Here is a 17,125-nt window from a genome sequence, read left to right as displayed (position 1 = left end):
GGTCAACCGCCGGCGCCGTGGCCGGCATGAGTCGCCACGATCGTCGGTTCACGGTGGCCGTGGTGGCGGGTTGCGGCGCGCACCGCGTCGCCGATGGCCTCCCGTCGCTCGCCGGGGACCAGCGCGATCACGCAGCCCCCGAAGCCGCCACCGGTCATCCGTGCCCCCAATGCGCCTGCCTGCACCGCAGTTTCGGCGATCAGATCAATGTGATCGGTGGTGATCTCGAAGTCGTCGCGCATCGACTCCTGCGACGCGGTCAGTAGCCGGCCGACCGCGCCGAAGTCGGAGCGGTGCAGCGCTGCAACGGTATCGAGGACGCGTTGGTTCTCGGTGAGGATGTGCCGGGCGCGCCGGCCGTCTTCGGAGTCCGGTAGCTCCGCCACGACCTGTGGCACTCGGTCCTGCAGATCCCGCAGCGTGACAACACCCAGCGCGGCCGCGGCACGCTCACAGGCGGCGCGGCGGTCGGCGTATTCGCCGCCCGCATGCTGATGTGCGGCATGGGAATTGATGAGCAGCAGCGAGACGCCGTGGGCCTCGGGTTCAAACGGCACCGAGCGGACGCTGAGATCGCGGAAATCGATCAGCTGGGCGTGCCGCCGTTCGGCGAACAGGATGGCCAGCTGATCCAGCAGGCCCGTCGGCGCGCCCACGTAGTCGTTCTCCGCGCGCTGCGCGATCCGGGCCTGCTCGACGCGGTCCAGCGTCAGGCCGGAGGCGGACAGGATCGCGCCGAGCACCGCGCACTCCAGTGCGGCGGAGGAGGCCAGGCCGGAGCCGGTCGCGACACCGCCGGTAACCGCCATGGTGCCGCCGGGGACATGGTGCCCCGCGCTGTGCAGCGCCCACACCACGCCGGCCACGTATGCGGCCCAGCCGCCCACATCGCCGGGCACCGTGCCCAGTGCCAACCGAACCGGCGCCGCCTCGCGGTCGCTGCGCACCACGAGTGTGTCGGTGTCCGCGGGCCGAAAAGTCACCGTGGTGCGTTCGGGCAGCGCGATGGGCAGCGCGAATCCGTGGTTGTAGTCGGTGTGTTCGCCGATGAGGTTGATCCGGCCGGGCGCGCTGTACTCGACAGGCTTGCTCATAGTTCCCGCAACCTGCCCGCGACGATCTCGGGTGTGGTGTCGTTGATGAACGCGCCCATCGCCGACTCCGAACTGGCCAGATATTTGATCTTGGTGGCGGTGCGCCGTATCGAGAGTAGCTCGACGTGGAAGTACCCTTCGCGTTGCGCGTCGTCCTCGGTGTACTGATGCAGGGCCGACATGTAGGGCAGCGGCGCGTCGTACAGCCGGTCGAACCGGCCGAGCACGTCGAGGTAGATCCGCGCGAAGCCCTCGAGTTCCGCACCATCGAGGTCGGTCAGGTTGCGCACGAACCGGTGCGGATAGATGTGCACCTCCAGCGGCCACCGGGAGGCGAAGGGTACGAAGGCGGTGAACGAATCGTTGCGTGCCACGATCCGGCTGCCCTGGTCGACTTCGTCGGCAAGAATGCGCGCGAACAGGTTGGTGCCGTGTCGTTCTCGGTGCAGACGGGCCTGCCGCAGCATCGTGGCGGTGCGCGGTGTCAGGTACGGGTAGGCGTAGATCTGACCGTGCGGATGGGTCAGTGTCACGCCGATCTCCTCGCCGCGGTTCTCGAAACAGAAGACCTCTTCGATACCCGGCCGCGCCATCAACTCAGCCGTGCGGTGCCGCCAAGCCTGCACGACCAGCAGTGCGTGGTCGGCGTCGAGGTCGGCGAACCGACCGGTGTGGTCACTGGAGAAAGCGATGACCTCACAGTGGCCGTTGCCCGGTGCGGAGGTGAACCCGTCGACGGCGTCGGGAAGCCCGCAGGAACCGTCGCCGGCCAGACTGGGAAACCTGTTCTCGAACACCACCACGTCGTAGTCGGGTGCCGGCACCTCGCTGGAGATCCCGGACGGTCCCGGGCACAGCGGGCACTGGTCGGGAGCGGGCTTGTAGGTGCGGTTCTGGCGCAGGGCCGCGATGACCACCCATTCGCCGGTCTGCCGGTCCAGGCGCAGCTCGGTGTGTGAGCCGGTCCGGCCCGGCAGGACGCGCCGGTCGGGAAGTGGGGCGGCACCGTGACCCGGCAGCGAGAAGAACAGCAGTTCGCGTCCGTCGGCCAATGGCCATCGCTGCGGCTCGATCCTCACGTTCCGATCATCCGAGCACCGTCGCGCGAGGCCTGGACCCGCCGCCAGGGTTGCGCGAGTTCCTGGAAATGCCGGGCATTCTCGGCGGCGATGATGTGGTTGACCCGCTCGGCCAGCTGGCCCGGCGTCAGGCCGAACTCCGCGAGAACCTCGTCCGCGGGTGGGCCGCCGTAGGGGGACCAGCTGCGCACATAGTCGAGGATCTCGCGGTCGAAGCGGTCCATGGCGCTACGATCCACCCTTCTTCTTGTTGTAGACGTCGAATCCCACCGCGGCCAGCAGCACCAGGCCCTTGATGACCTGCTGGACATCGCTGCCGATGCCGATCAACGACATCCCGTTGTTCAGCACGCCGAGGACGAAACCGCCGATGATGGCGCCGAACACGGTGCCGACGCCGCCGTTGGCCGAGGCGCCACCGATGAATGCCGCGGCGATCGCCTCCAGTTCCATGCCGATTCCCGCCTGCGGGGTGGCCGAGTTGAGTCGCGCGGCGAAGAGCAGACCGGCCAGCGCGGACAGCAGACCCATGTTGACGAAGACCAGGAAGGTGACGCGCTTGGTCTTGACCCCGGAGAGTCGGGCGGCGGCCACGTTGCCGCCCACGGCGTACACCTGGCGGCCGAACACGCTGCTGCGCATCACGAAGGCGTAGATGACGAATGCCACCGCCAGGATGATCCCGACCACCGGCACACCGCGATAGCTCGCGAGCAGCAACGTGAACGCGGCAAGGGCGGCCACGATGGCGGCGCATTTGAAGACGAACCACCCGAAGGGCAGAACGTCGAAGTCGTAGCGGGTCTGCGTGCTTCGCTGGCGAACCTGCTGCCACAGCGCGGCGACCATCACCAGCGCGCCGAGGATGATCGTGGGCAAGTGATAGAGGCTGCTGCCGCCGAGTTCGGGCAGGAACCCACTGCTGACCTGGCTGAAGCTGCGGGGGAACGGGGCAATGGACTGACCCTCCAGCAGATACTGGGTCGCGCCGCGGAACACCAGCATGCCGGCCAGGGTGACGATGAACGACGGAATGCCGACGTAGGCGATCCAGAATCCCTGCCACGCTCCGATCAGCGCGCCGAGCAGCAGGCACAGCCCGACCGCGACCGGCCAGGGCATGTCCTGCCGGATCATCAGCACCGCCGACATGGCACCGATGAAACCGGCGATGGAACCTACCGAGAGGTCGATGTGGCCGGAGATGATGACGATGACCATCCCGATCGCCAGGATCAGGATGTAGCCGTTCTGTTGAACGATATTGGTGACATTGAGGGGTTTGAGCAGGATCCCGCTGGTCCAGATCTGGAACAGGATGACGATCAGGACCAACGCGACGACCATGCCGTACTGCCGGAAGTTCTTGCGTACGGCCGTCACCAGTCGCGCGGCGCCGGAGTCCGGTGGCGGGGCGGGTGCGCGTGAGCCCGCATCCACCGTGGAACTGGTGGTCATGAGGTCGATCCCTTCATCATGTAGTGCATCAGTGTTTCCTGCGCGGCGTCCTCGCGGGCCACCTCACCGGTGAGCCTGCCCTCGTTGAGGGTGTAGATGCGGTCGCACAAACCGATCAGTTCGGGCAGCTCGGAGGAGATCACGATCACCGACTTTCCCTGGGATGCCAGCGAATTGATGATCGTGTAGATCTCGTACTTGGCGCCCACATCGATGCCGCGGGTGGGCTCGTCGAGGATCAGCACGTCGGGGTCGGCGAAGATCCACTTGCTCAACACCACCTTCTGCTGATTGCCTCCGGACAGGTTGCCGGTGGTGGCCCGTACCGAGGGTGCCTTGATGTGCATGTCCTTGCGGAAGCGCTCGGCGACGACGGTCTCTTCGTGTTCGTTGATGACGGCTGCCCTGCTGACCTTGGGCAGTGAGGCCAGGGTCACGCTGCGGGCGATGTCGTCCATCAGGTTGAGTCCGTAATGCTTGCGGTCCTCGGTGGCGTAGGCGATACCGTGTGCGATCGCCTCGGACACTGTGCGGGTACGAATCTCTTTGCCGTCCTTGAAGACCGCGCCGCCGCCCTTCTTGCCATAGCTGCGTCCGAAGACGCTCATCGCCAGCTCGGTGCGGCCGGCTCCCATCAGCCCCGCCAGGCCCACGACCTCGCCGCGGCGCACGCTGATCGACACCCCGTCGACGACCTTGCGCTCCTGGTCGAGCGGGTGGAAGACGGTCCAGTCCTGGATCGCGAAGTTGATCTCGCCGACGGGATGGGGGGTGCGCGGCGGGAAGCGGTCGACCATATCGCGGCCGACCATGCCGCGGATGATGTGTTCCTCGGTGAGTCCGGCCTCGACGGGCCGGGTCTCGATGGTCTGGCCGTCGCGCAGGATGGTGATGGTGTCGGCCACCCGCATCACCTCATTGAGCTTGTGCGAGATGATGATGCAGGTCAGTCCCTGCCCGGCGAGCTCGACGATGAGGTCGAGCAGGTGCCTGCTGTCCTCGTCGTTGAGGGCCGCCGTCGGCTCGTCGAGAATGAGCAGCTTCACCTTCTTGGACAGCGCCTTGGCGATCTCGACGAGTTGCTGCTTACCGACTCCGATGTCGGAGATCAGGGTCTGCGGGTTCTCGTTCAGGCCGACACGTCGGAGCAGTTGCTGGGCGTGACTGGTGGTTTCGTGCCAACTGATGATTCCGCCCGAAGCGTGTTCATTGCCCAGGAAGATGTTCTCGGCGATGGACAGTACGGGCACCAGGGCGAGTTCCTGGTGGATGATGCCGATCCCACGGCGTTCGCTGCTGCGGATGTCCTTGAACTCGCCGGGCCGGCCGTCGAAGACGATGTCGCCGTCGTAGCTGCCGTGCGGGTAGATACCGCTGAGCACCTTCATCAGCGTGGATTTCCCGGCGCCGTTCTCACCGCAGATGGCGTGGATCTCGCCGTGGCGCACCGTGAGGTTGACCTCGCTCAGTGCCGTGACGTTGCCGAATCGTTTGGTGATGTCCCGCATCTCGAGCAACGGCGCCGCCGTCACCCCGGTCACGCGAGTTGTGCCGACGTGTAGTAGCCGGAGTCGACGAGCACCTTCTCGTAGTTGGTTTTGTCCACGTTGACGGGATCGAGTAGGAAGGCCGGGACCACCTTGATCCCGTTGTCATAGGTGGTGGTGTCGTTGACCTCGGGCGTGCCGCCGGTCAGCAGCGAATCCACCATCTGCACAGCGGCGTTGGCCAGCTCGCGGGTGTCCTTGAACACGGTCTCGGTCTGCTCGCCGGCGATGATCGACTTCACCGAGGCCAATTCGGCGTCCTGGCCGGTGACGATGGGCAGCGGGTTCGCGGGCGTTCCGTAGCCGGCGCTCTTCAACGCGGAGATGATTCCCAGCGACATCCCGTCGTAGGGGGAGAGCACGGCGTCGACGCGCCCGCTGGTGTAGGCGCGGCTGAGCAGGTTGTCCATGCGGGACTGCGCCAGTCCGCCGTCCCAGCGCAGCGTCGCCACCTGATCGAAGGATGTCTGACCGCTCTTCACGACCAGCTTTCCGCTGTCGATATGGGGCTGTAGCACGCTCATGGCGCCGTCGAAGAAGAAGGTCGCGTTGTTGTCATCGGGGGAACCGGCGAACAACTCGATGTTGAAGGGGCCCTTGCCCGTTGCGACGCCGAGCTTGTCCACGATATAGGTGGCCTGCAGCACGCCGACCTTGAAGTTGTCGAATGTCGCGTAATAGTCCACGTTCTCGGTGCCGCGGATCAGCCGGTCATAACTGACCACCGGGATATCGGCGTCCGCGGCGCGTTGCAGGATGTCGGTCAGCGATGAGCTGTCGATGGGGGCGATAACCAGGGCCTTGACGCCCTTGGTGATCATGTTCTCGATCTGGGACACCTGGTTCTGCACGACGTCGTCGCCGTACTGCAGGTCGGTCTCGAATCCGAGTTTCTGGAACTGCGCGGCGATGTTGTCGCCGTCGGCCACCCAGCGTTCGGACGATTTGGTGGGCATCGCGATCCCCACGGTGCCGGTGCGTTCACCGCCGCTGCCACCGGCACTGTCCGTCGCGTCGGGGCGCCCGCAAGCGGCGCTGGTCAGTGCCGCTACCACGGCGAGGGCGCCGACGGCGCGAGCAAGGCTCTTACGCATGAAATCCTCCGAAAGGTATCTGCTCGGAACGCGCGGCCGGTCGTGCCTGCCGCGGTGATGTGAGCGCTAACATCGAGAAGTGTGTGACGGGGCTCACGGCTTTGTCAAGGTCTCGACCGAATCGATGTGAGCGCTCACAAGCCGTTGACATCGACCGAATGTGAGCGTTAACATTCGGACGGTGTAACGCCGGTCACATCAAAGTTCCGCCGTCTCGGCCGGCCCCAAATCTCCGCGAATCGCGGCCCGATCTCGGCAAACAGCGACATTAGAGGAGTTACCGTCATGAGGATTCGCACTGTGGTCGTGGCCGCGGCGTCGGCCGTCCTGCTGGCCGGATGCGGCAGCGGGCAGGCACCCGGCGGCGACGCCGGATCCGGCAGCGACGGGGGAGCGCTCACCATGGGCTTCTCGCAGGTCGGTGCCGAGAGCGGTTGGCGCACCGCGAACACCAAATCCATCCAGGACGCGGCCAAGGACGCCGGGGTCGACCTGAAGTTCTCCGACGCCAACGGCGAGCAGGAGAATCAGATCTCCGCCATCCGCTCCTTCGTCCAGCAGGGCGTCGATGTCATCGCGTTCAGCCCCGTCGTGCGCACCGGTTGGGACGCCGTTCTGCTGGAGGCCCAGAACGCCGGTATCCCGGTCATCCTCACCGACCGCGCCGTCGACACCCAGGAGCCCGGCGTCTACAAGACCTTCCTGGGCGCGGACTTCGTCGACGAGGGCCGACGCGCCGGCGAATGGGTGGTCCAGCAGTACGCCTCGGCGCCCGGACCGGTCAACATCGTTCAACTCGAGGGCACGACCGGAGCCGATCCCGCCATCGACCGCAACTCCGGTTTCGCCGGCGCCATCTCCGCCAACCCGAACCTGAAGATCATCGCCTCGCAGAGTGGGGACTTCACCCGCTCGGGCGGCAAACAGGTGATGGAGGCCTTCCTGAAGGCCAACCCGCAGATCGACATGGTGTTCTCGCAGAACGACGATATGGGCCTGGGCGCGATGGAGGCCATCGAGGCGGCCGGGAAGAAACCCGGCCAGGACATCAAGATCGTCACCATCGATGCCACCCATGACGGCATGCAGGCGCTGGCCGACGGCAAGTTCAACTACATCGTCGAGTGCAACCCGCTGCTCGGACCGCAACTCATGGATCTCGCGAAGCAGGTCGTCGCCGGCGAGCAGGTACCGGAGCGGGTGGTCACCCCCGATGAGGCCTTCGACCAGCAGCAAGCGGCAGCGGTGCTGCCGGACCGCAAATACTGATGACCGCGTCGCTGTCGGAAACCGTTGTGCAGCCGGTGATCCAGCTGACCGGAGTCACGGTCGAGTTTCCCGGGGTCAAAGCCCTCGACAGTGTCGACCTGCGGCTGCTGCCCGGCGAGATCCATGCGTTGATGGGCGAGAACGGGGCCGGTAAGTCGACGCTGATCAAGGCGCTCACCGGCGTGCACGATATCGCTGCGGGGACGATCACCATCGACGGCGCCGACCGCCGGTTCGCCACCCCGCGGCACGCGCAGGACGCCGGCATCAGCACGGTGTATCAGGAGGTCAACCTCTGCCCGAATCTGACGGTGGCAGAGAACATCCTGTTGGGCCGGGAGCCGCGGCGCCTCGGGCGGATCGACTACCGCGCGATGAACCGCCGCGCCGAGGAACTGCTGGGCGAGCTCGAGCTGACCATCGATCCGGCCGACACCCTGGGCGCACACCCCATCGCCTTGCAACAGCTGGTGGCCATCGCCCGCGCGATGGCGGTGTCGGCGCGGGTGCTGATCCTCGACGAGCCCACCTCCAGCCTCGACGCCGATGAGGTCGCCGAGCTGTTCCGGGTGATGCGCAACCTGCGCGACCGCGGGGTGGCGATCCTGTTCGTCTCGCACTTTCTGGATCAGGTCTACGAGATCTCGGACCGAATGACCGTGCTGCGCAACGGACGGCTGGTCGCCGAGCATCTGACCGCAGAACTCGACAAGGTCGCCCTGATCGCCGCCATGCTCGGCCACGAGCTCGATCTTCTCGAAGACCTCGAGGAGGCGGTCGCCGCCGGGAGTCGCGCCGACGCCGATGAGACCGTGCTCAGCGCGCAGCAGATCGGGCGTGCCCCCGGCATCCACCCGACCGATGTCGACATTCACCGCGGCGAAGTGGTCGGCCTGGCGGGGCTGTTGGGTTCGGGGCGAACCGAACTCGCCCGGCTGTTCTTCGGCGCCGATCGCGCCACCAGCGGGCGCATGGTCGTCAACGGCAAGACCGCGCCGATGCGCTCACCGCGGGCCGCCATCGCCAGCGGCTTCGCATTCTCCTCGGAGGACCGCAAAGGTGAGGGCATCATCGGCGAGCTCTCGGTGCGGGACAACATGATCCTGGCGCTGCAGGCCCGCCGTGGCTTCGCCCGGCCCCTGTCGAAGAAGACCAAGGACGATCTGGTGGCACGGTACCTGGAGGCGCTCGACATCCGGCCCCGCGACCCCGCCGCGCTGGTGAAGAACCTCAGCGGTGGCAACCAGCAGAAGGTCCTACTGGCACGGTGGCTGATCACCGAGCCGCAACTGTTCATCCTCGACGAACCGACCAGGGGCATCGATATCGGTGCCAAATCGCAGATTCAGAAGCTCGTCACCGACCTGTCGGCCGACGGCATGGCGGTACTGTTCATCTCCGCAGAACTCGACGAGGTGGCGCGGATCAGCGACCGCATCCTGGTGCTGCGCGACGGGCACTGCGTCGAGGAAGTCGGCAATGACTGCACGGTCCAGCGGCTGACCGAACTCATCGCCGGGGCGGGTGCGTCGTGAGGAACAAGGTGTTGGCATCGCCGCTGCTGTGGCCGGCGCTCGCGCTGATCGCCCTGCTGGCGGTCAATGTCATTCTCACCCCCAGCTTTCTGACGCTGCGGGTGCAGGACGGTCACCTGTTCGGCAGTCTGATCGACATCCTGCGCAACGGCGCCCCGACGATGCTGATCGCGCTCGGCATGACCCTGGTGATCGCCTCCCGTGGCATCGATCTGTCGGTGGGGGCGGTCGTCGCCATCAGCGGCGCGCTGGCCTGCGCGCACATCGCGGCAGCCGCGGACCCGGGTAGTCCCGGCACCGTCGTCACCGCGATGGGGATCGCACTCGGCGTGGCCGTGGCGCTGGGGTTGTGGAACGGGGTGCTCGTCTCGGTGTTCGGCATCCAGCCGATCATCGCGACCCTGGTGCTGATGACGGCCGGTCGCGGGATCGCCCTGCTGATCACCGACGGCCAGATCGTCACGGTGACCAGCGCGCCTTTCAAGATCCTCGGGGCCGGCTACGCGTTCGGGCTACCGGTGGCGATCCTGGTGAGTCTGTCGGTGTTCGCGGTGGTGGCCCTGCTGACCAGATGCACCGCGCTGGGCATGCTGCTCGAATCGGTGGGCATCAATCCCGAGGCCAGCAGGCTGGCCGGCGTGCGTCACCGCTCCATCGTCTTCGCGGTGTACGTGTTCAGCGCCCTGTGTGCGGGTGTCGCCGGCCTGATGATCGCGTCCAACATCTCCGCGGCCGACGCCAACAACGCGGGGCTGTGGATAGAAATGGACGCCATCCTGGCCGTGGTGATCGGTGGAACCTCGCTGCTGGGCGGGCGATTCAGCCTGACCGGGACCATCCTCGGCGCGCTGATCATCCAGACCCTGACCACCACCGTCTACACGGCGGGGATCACCCCGGAGACCACGCTGGTGTTCAAGGCCCTCGTGGTGGTCATCGTGTGCCTGCTGCAGGCCCCGAAGTTCCGGGCGCTGCTGTCACGGCGTCGGACACCTCGGCCCCCGGCGTCGACAGATCCACCGGAAACGGTCACGAATCCCTCGGGCTCGTCCCAGATCTCGGCGCCTCGATTCCCGGCGGTGGTGACCACATGAGCGTCCAGACCGCCGTGCGACCGCGCGCCGTCGGCGCCGAACTGATCCGGCGCGCGCGTGGGCGCTACCTGTCGCCACTGGCCTCGCTGGTGCTGTTCGCGGTGCTGTTCCTCGCCGTCATCGCCCGCTATGAATTCGCCAGCCCCGCACAGGTGTTCCTGAACCTGCTCGTCGACAACGCCTACCTCATCGTGCTGGCCGTCGGCATGACGTTCGTGATCCTCACCGGCGGTATCGATCTCAGCGTCGGCGCGGTGGTCGCGCTGTCCACCGTCATCCTGGCGACCACGTTGCGGGCCGGCTGGCCGATGCCGCTGGCCGTGGCCGTGGTGCTGGTGGTGGGCCCCACCCTCGGGCTGATGATGGGACTGGTCATCGAGTACTTCGATGTCCAGCCGTTCATCGCGACGCTGGCTGGGATGTTCCTGGCCCGCGGCCTGTGTTACGTGCTCAGCGTGGATTCGCTACCCATCACCGATCCCGCCCTGCGCGTCTTCGGGCTCAATTACGTCTACCTCTACGACGACAAGTTCATCCGCTGGAGCGTCGTCGTCGCACTCGTCGTCGTGGCGGTCGGTGCGTACGTACTGCACAAGACCCGATTCGGTCGCACCGTGTACGCGGTCGGCGGCAATCGGCAGTCGGCCCAGTTGATGGGGCTCGACGCCGCCAGGGCCAACGTATCGGTGTACGCCATCAGCGGGCTGTGCGCGGCGATCGCCGGTCTGCTGCTCGCGGTGCAGAAGCTGTCCGGATACAGCCTCAACGGAATCGGGCTGGAACTCGACGCCATCGCCGCCGCGGTGATCGGTGGCGTACTGCTCTCCGGCGGTGTGGGTTTCGTGCTCGGGTCCGTCGTCGGCGTGCTGGTGCTCGGTACGATCCAGACGTTCGTCACGGCCGCGAACCTCGATTCGTACTGGACGCGCATCATGACCGGCGCCCTGCTGCTGGTATTCGTTCTCGTGCAGCGCCTAGTGGTGAGGAAGACCGGATGAGCAGTCAGCCCAATCAACCGATACCCGGCAAACCGGTCATGGCCGACGTCGCCCGCCTTGCCGGCGTCAGCCACCAGACGGTGTCGCGGGTGATCAACGGGTCGTCCAGTATCCGGCCCGCCACCAAGGAGCGGGTGCAGCAGGCGATCGCTGAACTCGGGTACCGGCCCAACACCGCGGCGCGCGCGCTGGTGACCCGACGATCCAGGATCATCGGTATCGTCGGCACCAATGACGCGCTGTATGGGCCGTCGAGCATCCAGCGGTCGGTGGAGGAGGCCGCCCGCGCAGCCGGCTACTTCTCCAGCATGGTGCCGCTGGCCGACCTGACGCGGGAGGCGCTGCACGATTCCCTGGACCACCTGGCACGCCAATCGGTGGAGGCGATCGTGATGATCGCCGCGCAGGAGGATGCCCTCGCCGTCGCGCATGCCGCCGACCCCGGTGTGCCGTTCATCGTGGTCGAAGGTGATCTCTCCGGTCGGGGACTCAGCGTCGGTGTGGACCAGATCGACGGTGCGCGCCAAGCCACCCAGCACCTCATCGACCTCGGCCATCGCGCCATCGACCATGTCGCGGGCCCGGCGACCTGGACCGAGGCGAAGGGGCGCCGCGTCGGCTACGAGGAGGCCATGCGCGACAACGGTCTTGCGGTACGGGAGTCGTTGGCGGGGGATTGGACCCCGGCCCGCGGCTACGAGATCGGCTGCGAACTGGTGCGACGCAACGAGGCGACGGCGGTGTTCGTGGCCAACGATCAGATGGCCATCGGCGTACTGCACGCGTTCGCGCAGCACGGGATCCGTGTTCCCGAGGATGTGAGTGTCGTGGGATTCGACGACATCCCCGAGTCCGGCTACCTGAACCCGGCGCTGACGACCATCCGCCAGGACTTCAAGGCTGTCGGACAACGCGCGATCGAGCTGGTGATGGCCACGCTGGACGGAACGTCGCTCGACGTTCCGCTGCTATCCCCCGAGTTGGTCATCCGCGACAGCACCACGACGACGCAGGAGAGTTCATGAGCACCGAAAAATACACGGTCGGTGTCGATTTCGGCACCTTGTCCGGACGGGCCGTGGTGGTTCGGGTCAGCGACGGCCACCAGCTCGCCGGCGCCGAGCATGCCTACCGGCATGGCGTCATCACCGACACGTTGCCCGGCAGCACGATCCGCCTGCCGGCGCAGTGGGCGCTGCAGGTCCCCGAGGACTACCTGGACGTCCTGCGCAACGCCGTTCCCGAGGCCGTCGCGAAATCCGGGGTCGATGCGAGTGACATCATCGGCATCGGCACCGACTTCACCGCATGCACCATGGTGCCGGTCCGCCGCGACGGGACACCGCTGTATCAGCTGGCGGAGTTCGAGGATCGCCCGCACGCCTACGGCAAGCTGTGGCGACACCATTCGCCGCAACCGCAAGCCGACCGCATCAATGCCGTTGCCGCCCAACGCGGTGAGCCGTGGCTGCCCCGGTACGGCGGACTCATCTCCAGTGAGTGGGAGTTCGCGAAGGCCTTGGAGATCTTCGACGAGGATCCGCAGGTGTACCAGGCGATGGATCGCTTCGTCGAGGCCGCCGACTGGATCGTCTGGCAGCTGTGCGGGACCTATGTGCGCAATGCCTGCAGCGCGGGGTACAAGGGCATCCGACAGGACGGTGAATACCCCTCGCGGCAGTTTCTTTCCGAGGTCCGTCCTGGCTTCGGTGATTTCGTGACCGAGAAGCTGGCCGCCCCGATCGGCCGACTCGGCGACCGGGCCGGTGCGCTGACCGCGCAGGCCGCGGCGTGGACCGGGCTGCCGGAAGGCATCCCGGTCGCGGTGGGCAATGTCGACGCGCACGTGACGGTCGCGGCAGCCGACGCGCTGGACACCGGGCAGCTGGTCGCCATCATGGGCACCTCGACCTGTCACGTGGTGAACTCCGACGTGCTGCGCGACGTACCCGGCATGTGCGGCGTCGTCGACGGTGGAATCTCCTCGGGTAGTTGGGGATACGAGGCGGGACAATCCGGCGTCGGCGACATCTTCGGCTGGTTCATCGAGAACTGCGTCCCCGAGAGCTACCACGTCGAGGCCCGCCGGCTGGGTGTGTCGCTGCATGCTCACCTCACCGAGCTGGCGAGCCACCAGCAGGTGGGAGAACACGGCCTGGTGGCGCTGGACTGGCACAGCGGCAACCGTTCGGTGCTGGTCGACCACGAACTGTCCGGTGTCATGATCGGGCAGACCCTGCACACCACGTGCGTCGACATGTACCGGGCGCTGTTGGAGGCCACCGCCTTCGGCACCCGGATGATCGTGGAGACGTTCGTGAACTCCGGGGTGCGCATCGACGAACTGGTGGTGGCCGGCGGCCTGTTGAAGAACCAGCTGCTGATGCAGATCTATGCCGATGTGGTCGGGCTGCCGCTGTCGACGGTGCCCTCGGACCAGGCGCCCGCCCTGGGCTCGGCGATCCACGCCGCGGTCGCGGCGGGTGCCTACCTCGACGTGGGCGCGGCCGCCCGGCGGATGGGCGCGCGGACCCGTAACGCCTATCTGCCCATCGCGCACAATGCCGCGGCCTACGACCGGCTCTACCGCGAATACGTGGCGGCCTACGAGTGGTTCGGTCGCGGCAACGACATGATGCGCCGGCTGCGGCGCATCGCCACTGCGGAACCGGTAGGAGCCACCCGATGACCATCACCTCGGACATCGACCACGTCATCGCCGAACTGCGGCAACAGGTGTGCGATCTGCACGCCCTGCTCACCCAGTACGAACTGGTCATCTGGACCGCGGGCAACGTCTCGGCCCGGGTACCCGGGCGCGACCTCATGGTCATCAAGCCCTCGGGGGCCGAGTACGCCTCGCTGCGCGCCGAGGACATGGTGGTCTGCGACCTGCACGGCAATCTGGTCGACGGCGCGCTGGCACCGTCCTCGGACACCGCGGCCCACGCGTATGTCTACCGGCACATGCCCGAGGTCGGCGGTGTGGTGCACACGCACTCCACCTACGCGACCGCATGGGCCGCACGCGGCGAGCCGATCCCGTGTGTGCTCACCATGGCCGCCGACGAATTCGGTGGCGAGGTGCCGGTCGGTCCGTTCGCGCTGATCGGCGACGACTCGATCGGGCGTGGCATCGTGGAAGTGTTGCGCGACAGCCGATCCCCGGCGGTGCTGATGCGCAACCACGGTCCCTTCACCATCGGCCGGACCGCGCGCGACGCGGTCAAGGCCGCCGTCATGGTCGAAGACGTGGCGCGCACGGTGCACATCAGCCGGCAACTCGGTGCAGCGCCGCCCATCGACGCCGCCGACGTGACCGCGCTCTTCGACCGGTACCAGAACGTATACGGCCAGAACGAACAGATTTCCGACGTCCACCAGGAGAACCCATGATCGCGTCCCGACTCGCCACCAGCCAGGTGTGGCTGATCACCGGCAGTCAATCGTTGTACGGACCCGATGTCCTGGACCAGGTCGCCGACCAGTCACGCCAGATCGCCGAACGACTCGACGGCAGTGCAGAGATCCCGGTCGAGGTGCGCTGGGTTCCGGTCGTCACCGATTCCGAACAGATCGCCCGGGTGCTCAGCGACGCCAATGCCGCACCGGAATGTGTCGGTGTCATCGCCTGGATGCACACCTTCTCACCGGCGAAGATGTGGATTCGCGGGCTCAAGTCACTGCGTAAACCATTGCTGCATCTGCACACCCAGTTCGGCGTCGAGTTGCCCTGGCAGACCATCGACATGAACTTCATGAACCTCAACCAGGCCGCGCACGGAGACCGCGAGTTCGGTTACATCCAGTCCCGGTTGTCCACCTCGCGGAAGACCATCGCCGGACACGTCAGCGATCCGCGCACCCAGGTGCGGGTCGGGTCGTGGGTGCGCGCGGCACTGGGCACCGCCGAACTGTCCACGCTCAAGGTCGCGCGGTTCGGCGACAACATGCGCGGTGTCGCGGTCACCGAGGGCGACAAGGTCGAGGCGGAAGCGCATTTCGGCGCCTCCATCGATGCCTTCGGTGTCAACGATCTCGTCGGCGTCGTTGAACGAGTGCAGTCGGCCGATATCGACAAACTGGTGCGCGAATACGAACACACCTACCGGGTCGATCCGGACCTGTTGCCCGGCGGTGACCGGCATGTCGCCTTGCGGCACGGCGCCCAGATCGAACTCGGGCTGCGAAAGTTCCTGACCGAAGGTGGTTTCCACGCCTTCACCACCAACTTCGAAGATCTCGGCGCGCTTCGTCAACTGCCGGGACTGGCGGTGCAGCGGCTGATGGCCGACGGCTACGGGTTCGGTGGCGAGGGTGACTGGAAGACCGCGATGATGCTGCGCACCGTGAAGGTGATGGGCGAGGGACTGCCGGGTGGCACCTCCTTCATGGAGGACTACACCTACGATCTGACCCCCGGGCGTGAGCGCATCCTCGGTGCGCACATGCTTGAGGTGTGCCCCAGTATCGCCGCCGCAACCCCCACCCTGGAGGTCCACCCGCTGTCGATCGGTGACCGCGACGACCCCGTCCGGTTGCGGTTCACCGCCGCGCCCGCCGATGCCGTCATCATCGGGATCTGCGATATGGGTAGCCGATTCCGGCTGGTCGCCAACGAGGTTCGGGTCATCGAACCGGCCGAGGAACTGCCGAATCTGCCGGTGGCGTGCGCGGTCTGGGAGCCGTCGCCGTCCTGGTCGACCTCGGCGGAAGCCTGGCTGATGGCCGGCGCTCCGCACCACACCGTCTTGACCACCGCCGTCGGTACCGAGGTGATCGATGATTTCGCCACGATGACCGACACCGAACTGCTCGTCATCGACGACACCACGACGGTGCGCGGCTTTCAGCACGAACTTCGCTGGAACGACGTCTATCACCACGTCGCCGCCGGGCTGTGATCGCCGCCCGCCTGCACGCGGTCGGTGATCTGCGGGTGGCCACCGAGGACGGTCCCGGTGACGCCCCGCCGGGGTGGTCGCTGCTCGCGGTGACCTCGGTGGGCATCTGCGGTTCGGATCTGCACTGGTTCACCGACGGTGGTATCGGGGAGAACCGGATCGAGCACCCCGTGGTGCCCGGCCACGAGTTCGCCGCGCGGGCTCTCACCGGCCCGTACACCGGCCGACGCGTGGCCGTCGACCCCGCCATCCCGTGCCGAACCTGCGAACTCTGCCTCGCCGGTCACCACAACCTCTGCCCGACAGTGCAGTTCGCGGGTCACGGCACGCTCGACGGCGCGCTGCAGGAGTATCTGGTGTGGCCGGACCGCCTGCTGCATCCGCTACCCGACGAGCTCAGCGACGATGCGGGGGCGCTGCTGGAGCCCCTCGGTGTGGCCATCCACGCGGTCGACGTGAGTCATCTGCGTCCGGGCGCCGATGTGTTGGTGGTCGGTGCCGGCCCGATCGGTGTCCTCGCGGTCCAGGTGGCGCTGCGCGCCGGTGCGTCACGGGTGTTCGTGACCGAGCCACTTCTGCACCGACGAGCCACGGCGCTGCGCCACGGTGCCCATGCTGTGTGGTCGCCCGCCGACGGCGCCGCCGAAATCCTGGGCGCCACCGGCGGACGCGGAGTCGATGTGGTGATCGAACTGGCCGGGACCGACGCGGGGATCGCCACCGCGGTGGCCGCCGTCCGACCGGGCGGACGGGTGGCGCTGGCCGGAATTCCCTCCGAAGATCAGTCGTCGTTTCCGGCCGCGGCGGCACGGCGCAAGGGCCTGACCTTCGCGATGGTCCGCCGGATGAAAGACACCTACCCGCGGGCCATCGCCCTGGCCGCCGACGGTGTGGATCTCGATGCGCTGGTCACCGGGCGTCATCGTCTGGATCAGGCGGACGAGGCTTTCCGTGCGGCGGCCCAGCGCCAGGGCGACAAGGTCGTGGTGGCGGTGTCCGCTGGCTGACAGGTTGTCAGGGTAAGTTACCGCTCAGTAGGCTCGAAGGGCCGAC

Annotated in this window: 15 protein-coding genes; 9 read left to right on the top strand and 6 right to left on the bottom strand. The window is 66.9% G+C overall.

Annotated elements, in window-relative coordinates; translation table 11 throughout:
• Positions 1–2: 2 nt before the first annotated feature.
• From EXE63_RS06470 to chvE, 6 genes are read right to left on the bottom strand one after another with little or no spacing between them, the layout of a single operon-like run.
• Positions 3–1,094, bottom strand: coding sequence for a galactokinase (locus EXE63_RS06470; protein ID WP_168141290.1), 1,092 nt, complete (start codon positions 1,092–1,094; stop codon positions 3–5).
• Positions 1,091–2,173, bottom strand: coding sequence for a galactose-1-phosphate uridylyltransferase (galT, locus tag EXE63_RS06465; RefSeq protein ID WP_168141289.1), 1,083 nt, complete (start codon positions 2,171–2,173; stop codon positions 1,091–1,093). Before galT ends, EXE63_RS06470 begins: the two co-directional genes overlap by 4 nt.
• Positions 2,170–2,397, bottom strand: coding sequence for a hypothetical protein (locus EXE63_RS06460; protein WP_168141288.1), 228 nt, complete (start codon positions 2,395–2,397; stop codon positions 2,170–2,172). Before EXE63_RS06460 ends, galT begins: the two co-directional genes overlap by 4 nt.
• A 4-nt stretch (positions 2,398–2,401) precedes the next feature.
• Complete coding sequence (gene mmsB, locus EXE63_RS06455) at positions 2,402–3,631, bottom strand: multiple monosaccharide ABC transporter permease (protein WP_168141287.1); 1,230 nt, start codon at positions 3,629–3,631, stop codon at positions 2,402–2,404.
• The gene (gene mmsA, locus EXE63_RS06450) at positions 3,628–5,139 is read right to left on the bottom strand and encodes a multiple monosaccharide ABC transporter ATP-binding protein (protein ID WP_168145437.1); all 1,512 of its coding nucleotides are present in this window, start codon (positions 5,137–5,139) and stop codon (positions 3,628–3,630) included. Before mmsA ends, mmsB begins: the two co-directional genes overlap by 4 nt.
• A gap of 29 nt (positions 5,140–5,168) precedes the next feature.
• On the bottom strand, positions 5,169–6,272 hold the full coding sequence (gene chvE / locus EXE63_RS06445) for a multiple monosaccharide ABC transporter substrate-binding protein (RefSeq protein WP_168141286.1): 1,104 nt from the start codon (positions 6,270–6,272) through the stop codon (positions 5,169–5,171).
• Positions 6,273–6,557: 285 nt separating this feature from the next.
• Between chvE and EXE63_RS06440 the strand changes: the two genes are divergently transcribed.
• The 9 genes from EXE63_RS06440 to EXE63_RS06400 are packed head-to-tail and all read left to right on the top strand — an operon-like array spanning position 6,558 to position 17,079.
• Entirely contained in the window at positions 6,558–7,541 is a 984-nt protein-coding gene (locus EXE63_RS06440; RefSeq protein ID WP_168141285.1) for an ABC transporter substrate-binding protein, read from the top strand.
• Entirely contained in the window at positions 7,541–9,076 is a 1,536-nt protein-coding gene (locus EXE63_RS06435; protein ID WP_210000336.1) for a sugar ABC transporter ATP-binding protein, read from the top strand. Before EXE63_RS06440 ends, EXE63_RS06435 begins: the two co-directional genes overlap by 1 nt.
• On the top strand, positions 9,073–10,170 hold the full coding sequence (locus EXE63_RS06430; protein ID WP_168141284.1) for an ABC transporter permease: 1,098 nt from the start codon (positions 9,073–9,075) through the stop codon (positions 10,168–10,170). Before EXE63_RS06435 ends, EXE63_RS06430 begins: the two co-directional genes overlap by 4 nt.
• Positions 10,167–11,168 (top strand): ABC transporter permease subunit, encoded by a 1,002-nt coding sequence (locus tag EXE63_RS06425; protein WP_168141283.1) that lies wholly within the window; start codon positions 10,167–10,169, stop codon positions 11,166–11,168. The genes EXE63_RS06430 and EXE63_RS06425 overlap by 4 nt, the downstream gene beginning before the upstream one ends.
• On the top strand, positions 11,165–12,193 hold the full coding sequence (locus EXE63_RS06420) for a LacI family DNA-binding transcriptional regulator (RefSeq protein ID WP_210000333.1): 1,029 nt from the start codon (positions 11,165–11,167) through the stop codon (positions 12,191–12,193). Before EXE63_RS06425 ends, EXE63_RS06420 begins: the two co-directional genes overlap by 4 nt.
• The gene (araB, locus tag EXE63_RS06415) at positions 12,190–13,857 is read left to right on the top strand and encodes a ribulokinase (protein ID WP_168141282.1); all 1,668 of its coding nucleotides are present in this window, start codon (positions 12,190–12,192) and stop codon (positions 13,855–13,857) included. Before EXE63_RS06420 ends, araB begins: the two co-directional genes overlap by 4 nt.
• The gene (locus EXE63_RS06410) at positions 13,854–14,564 is read left to right on the top strand and encodes an L-ribulose-5-phosphate 4-epimerase (RefSeq protein ID WP_168141281.1); all 711 of its coding nucleotides are present in this window, start codon (positions 13,854–13,856) and stop codon (positions 14,562–14,564) included. The genes araB and EXE63_RS06410 overlap by 4 nt, the downstream gene beginning before the upstream one ends.
• Positions 14,561–16,072 (top strand): L-arabinose isomerase, encoded by a 1,512-nt coding sequence (araA, locus tag EXE63_RS06405; RefSeq protein WP_168141280.1) that lies wholly within the window; start codon positions 14,561–14,563, stop codon positions 16,070–16,072. The genes EXE63_RS06410 and araA overlap by 4 nt, the downstream gene beginning before the upstream one ends.
• Complete coding sequence (locus tag EXE63_RS06400) at positions 16,069–17,079, top strand: zinc-dependent alcohol dehydrogenase (RefSeq protein WP_168141279.1); 1,011 nt, start codon at positions 16,069–16,071, stop codon at positions 17,077–17,079. The genes araA and EXE63_RS06400 overlap by 4 nt, the downstream gene beginning before the upstream one ends.
• Positions 17,080–17,125: the final 46 nt, after the last annotated feature.

It is taken from the genome of Mycolicibacterium frederiksbergense, assembly GCF_012223425.1.
Lineage (GTDB): Bacteria > Actinomycetota > Actinomycetes > Mycobacteriales > Mycobacteriaceae > Mycobacterium > Mycobacterium frederiksbergense.
The sequence above is the reverse complement of the archived record's forward strand: the minus strand, read 5'-3'. Positions and strand labels throughout refer to the sequence as shown.

Coding starts and splice junctions, on each gene's coding strand:
- EXE63_RS06425 (WP_168141283.1), top strand. CDS start 10,167: ATGAGCGTCCAGACCGCCGTGCGACCGCGCGCCGTCGGCGCCGAACTG.
- EXE63_RS06410 (WP_168141281.1), top strand. CDS start 13,854: ATGACCATCACCTCGGACATCGACCACGTCATCGCCGAACTGCGGCAA.
- EXE63_RS06460 (WP_168141288.1), bottom strand. CDS start 2,397: ATGGACCGCTTCGACCGCGAGATCCTCGACTATGTGCGCAGCTGGTCC.
- araB (WP_168141282.1), top strand. CDS start 12,190: ATGAGCACCGAAAAATACACGGTCGGTGTCGATTTCGGCACCTTGTCC.
- EXE63_RS06440 (WP_168141285.1), top strand. CDS start 6,558: ATGAGGATTCGCACTGTGGTCGTGGCCGCGGCGTCGGCCGTCCTGCTG.
- araA (WP_168141280.1), top strand. CDS start 14,561: ATGATCGCGTCCCGACTCGCCACCAGCCAGGTGTGGCTGATCACCGGC.
- mmsA (WP_168145437.1), bottom strand. CDS start 5,139: ATGCGGGACATCACCAAACGATTCGGCAACGTCACGGCACTGAGCGAG.
- EXE63_RS06435 (WP_210000336.1), top strand. CDS start 7,541: ATGACCGCGTCGCTGTCGGAAACCGTTGTGCAGCCGGTGATCCAGCTG.
- EXE63_RS06420 (WP_210000333.1), top strand. CDS start 11,165: ATGAGCAGTCAGCCCAATCAACCGATACCCGGCAAACCGGTCATGGCC.
- mmsB (WP_168141287.1), bottom strand. CDS start 3,631: ATGACCACCAGTTCCACGGTGGATGCGGGCTCACGCGCACCCGCCCCG.
- chvE (WP_168141286.1), bottom strand. CDS start 6,272: ATGCGTAAGAGCCTTGCTCGCGCCGTCGGCGCCCTCGCCGTGGTAGCG.
- EXE63_RS06470 (WP_168141290.1), bottom strand. CDS start 1,094: ATGAGCAAGCCTGTCGAGTACAGCGCGCCCGGCCGGATCAACCTCATC.